Raw genomic sequence first — 3,589 nt, 5'->3', positions numbered from 1 at the left:
TCGGGTTGATCGAGAACTGCACATTCGAGCCGCCGGTGTCGACGCCGATCTCACGCAGGATCGCGATCGAGGCATTGCGCAGCAGTTGGTATTCTTTGTCGGTCAGGGTCTGGGCAGGAGCAACGGTAATCGAGTCACCGGTGTGCACGCCCATCGGGTCCAGATTTTCGATCGAGCAGACGATGATGCAGTTGTCCTTGCTGTCACGCACGACCTCCATCTCGTACTCTTTCCAGCCGATCAAGGATTCTTCGATCAGCAGCTCGCTGGTCGGCGACAAGTCCAGGCCGCGCTTGCAGATTTCCTCGAATTCTTCCGGGTTGTAGGCAATCCCGCCGCCGCTGCCGCCGAGCGTGAAGCTGGGGCGAATCACCACGGGGAAGCCATTACTGCCGACTTCCGCTGCGATGCGCTTTTGCACCTGCAGCGCTTCTTCCATGCTGTGCGCAATGCCGGAGCGGGCCGAGTCCAGGCCGATCTTGGTCATCGCGTCCTTGAACTTGAGGCGGTCTTCGGCCTTCTCGATCGCCTTTTCGTTGGCGCCAATCATCTCGACCTTGTACTTCTCCAGCACGCCGTGCTTGTGCAGGTCGAGCGCGCAGTTCAAGGCGGTCTGGCCACCCATGGTCGGCAGCACCGCGTCCGGCCGCTCTTTGGCGATGATCTTCTCGACCACCTGCCAGGTGATCGGTTCGATATAGGTGACGTCGGCCGTGTCCGGGTCGGTCATGATGGTGGCCGGATTGCTGTTCACCAGGATGACTTTGTAGCCCTCCTCGCGCAGCGCCTTGCAGGCCTGGGCACCCGAGTAATCGAACTCGCAGGCCTGGCCGATGATGATGGGGCCGGCCCCGATGATCAGAATGCTTTTGATGTCTGTACGTTTTGGCATGTCTTTACTCCGTCCGCTGCTCTGTTCTCAGGACTTGGCCATCAGACCGATGAAACGGTCAAACAGGTAGGCGATATCGTGGGGGCCTGGGCTGGCTTCTGGGTGACCCTGGAAGCAGAAGGCCGGCTTGTCGGTGCGGGCCAGGCCTTGCAGCGTGCCGTCGAACAGGCTGATGTGGGTGGCACGCAGATTGGCCGGCAGGCTGTCGGCATCGACCGCGAAGCCATGGTTCTGGCTGGTGATGCTGACGCGGCCGCTGTCCAGATCCTTGACCGGGTGATTCGCGCCGTGATGGCCGAACTTCATCTTGAAGGTCTTGGCGCCGGAGGCCAGCGCCATGATCTGGTGACCCAAACAGATGCCGAAGGTCGGGATGCCGGCCTCAATCAGTTGGGCTGCGGCCTTGATGGCGTAGTCGCAGGGCTGCGGATCGCCGGGGCCGTTGGACAGGAACACGCCGTCCGGCTCCAGATCGAACACGGCGGACGCAGGCGTTTGCGCCGGCACCACGGTGATCTTGCAGCCGCGCGAGGCCAGCATGCGCAAAATATTGCTCTTCACGCCGAAGTCATAGGCAACCACATGAAAGCGCGGATGGGTCTGCTGGCCGTAGCCCTTGCCCAGCGTCCATTCGGTTTCGGTCCAGTGGTGCTTGGTTGCGGTGCTGACCACTTTGGCAAGATCCAAGCCGGCCATGCTAGGCGCACCTTGGGCCAGCGCGATCGCCTCGGCCACCAGTTCGTCGGTGATCGCTTGGCCTGCAGCCAGACCCATAATGCAGCCGTTTTGCGCGCCGGTGCTGCGCAGCACGCGGGTCAGACGGCGGGTATCGATGTCGGCAATCGCCACCGTGCCTTCGTCCTGCAGGTATTGCACCAGGCTGCGGGTCTTGCGGAAATTGGAATCAAGAATCGGCGGTTCTTTGATGATCAGGCCAGCGGCATGGATCTTCTGCGACTCGACGTCCTCATCATTGACGCCGTAGTTGCCGATGTGCGGATACGTAAGCGTCACGATCTGGCGGCAATAACTCGGGTCGGTGAGGATCTCTTGATAGCCGGTCATGGCGGTGTTGAACACCACTTCGCCGACCGTCTGACCGGTGGCACCGATCGAGGAGCCTTTGAAGACCGTACCGTCTGCCAGGGCGAGGATCGCTTTGGGGGATGAGAGCAAGTCGGGCAGCACGGGGGGGACTCCGGTAGTTGCGCACGCCCTGCTCTACTCTTTTTTGAGACCTGGACAGTCAAAGAGCCGGCATCCGGTGAACGGAAACTGGTGGAGTTTCGCGGGGCGTGCGTGTGGTTGCGATTTTTGTTGCGGGTAAACCTGCTGAGTATACCCGGCCAGGGTATTCACTGAGGCTTCGGGCTGCAGCTTGACACGCTGATGTAACTTACCCCGGCCATCGCAAGCATGCCCGCCAATTCAAGCCAAGGCTGCAATACCCGCCCGCGCGATCTGCGCATCCTCACTCGACTTGACCCCGCTGACGCCGACCGCACCGACGCAAAAGCCGTCCACCAGGATGGGCACGCCACCCTCCAGCAAGCCGCTCAGGCCCGGCGCACTCAAGAAGGAGACGCGACCTTGATTGATGATGTCTTCATAGACCTTGGATTCACGCCGACCCAAAGCAGCCGTATTTGCCTTGGCGGGTGCAATTTGAGCGGAAATAGCCGCCGCACCGTCAAGCCGCTGCAACCACAAGAGGTGGCCGCCGTCATCTACGACAGCGATCGAAACCGCCCATTGATTGGCCAAGGCCTCGGCCTCTGCCGCCGCCGCAACGAGCCTCACTTCGTCCAGACTCAAGAATGGCTTTTGCTTCATGGTGTTGAAATCCTACGTAAAGCCCACAATGTATAGCCCAGGGGTTAGATGCGAACCCCGACGCATGTTTTTCTAACTCAAGCTACAGTCGGGCTCAAGATGAACACGCGCGGCTTGTTGCCCGCACTATTTTTGTCCGGAGGATTTATCTATGAACGAAACCCTGCAAAACCAATACGGTGGCGCCCTCAACGGCGGCCTGTCCGTCGACCGTCAACGCGTGCTGCGCAACACCTACTGGCTGCTCGCCTTGTCGATGGTGCCCACCGTGCTCGGCGCCTGGGTCGGCGTCACCACCGGCATCATGGCCTCGATGGGCATGGGCATGAGCATGATCGTCTTCATGGTTGGTGCCTTCGGTTTGATGTATGCCGTCGAGAAGACCAAGAACTCCAGCACCGGTGTCTATGTGCTGCTGGCCTTCACCTTCTTCATGGGCCTGATGCTATCGCGTATGTTGGCCTCGATCTTGGGCTTCCGTAACGGCAGCAGCCTGATCATGATGGCCTTCGGCGGCACCGGTGCGATCTTCTTCGCGATGGCCACGCTGGCCACCGTCATCAAGCGTGACCTGTCCTCGATGGGCAAGTTCTTGTATGTCGGCGCCATCATCTTGTTGGTGGTCGGTCTGGCCAATATCTTCATCCAGTCTTCGGCTTTGATGCTGACCATGTTGGCGCTGTCGATGGCGGTGTTCTCGGCCTTCATGCTGTATGACATCAAGCGCGTGATTGTCGGCGGCGAGACCAACTACATCTCGGCCACCCTGGCGATCTATCTGGACATCTACAACGTGTTCCAGAGCCTGCTCGCCCTGCTCGGCATCTTTGGTGGCGAAAAAGACTGATCCATCAACCAGCCATA

At 60.0% G+C, this 3,589-nt stretch carries 3 protein-coding genes and 1 pseudogene; 1 reads left to right on the top strand and 3 read right to left on the bottom strand.

The window, feature by feature from the left end; all coding sequences use genetic code 11:
- The 3 genes and pseudogenes from carB to RMO57_RS03860 form a co-directional block, all read right to left on the bottom strand.
- Positions 1-892 (bottom strand): annotated as a pseudogene (carB, locus tag RMO57_RS03870) (carbamoyl phosphate synthase large subunit); the annotation flags it as partial.
- 27 nt (positions 893-919) lie between these two features.
- Positions 920-2,080: a glutamine-hydrolyzing carbamoyl-phosphate synthase small subunit gene (gene carA / locus RMO57_RS03865; protein WP_310384402.1), complete on the bottom strand. Its 1,161-nt coding sequence runs from the start codon at positions 2,078-2,080 to the stop codon at positions 920-922.
- A gap of 240 nt (positions 2,081-2,320) precedes the next feature.
- Positions 2,321-2,725, bottom strand: a complete 405-nt coding sequence (locus tag RMO57_RS03860) for a heme-binding protein (protein ID WP_310384400.1) — start codon at positions 2,723-2,725, stop codon at positions 2,321-2,323.
- Between the two features lie 151 nt (positions 2,726-2,876).
- On the opposite strand from RMO57_RS03860, the gene RMO57_RS03855 reads away from it, so the two are divergent.
- Positions 2,877-3,572 carry a Bax inhibitor-1/YccA family protein gene (locus RMO57_RS03855; RefSeq protein WP_310384398.1) on the top strand — a complete coding sequence of 232 codons (696 nt, stop codon included), beginning with the start codon at positions 2,877-2,879 and terminating at the stop codon, positions 3,570-3,572.
- Positions 3,573-3,589: the final 17 nt, after the last annotated feature.

Origin of the sequence: Roseateles sp., assembly GCF_031397715.1 — a bacterium.
Taxonomy (GTDB): Bacteria; Pseudomonadota; Gammaproteobacteria; order Burkholderiales; family Burkholderiaceae_C; genus Paucibacter_A.
The sequence above is the reverse complement of the archived record's forward strand: the minus strand, read 5'-3'. Positions and strand labels throughout refer to the sequence as shown.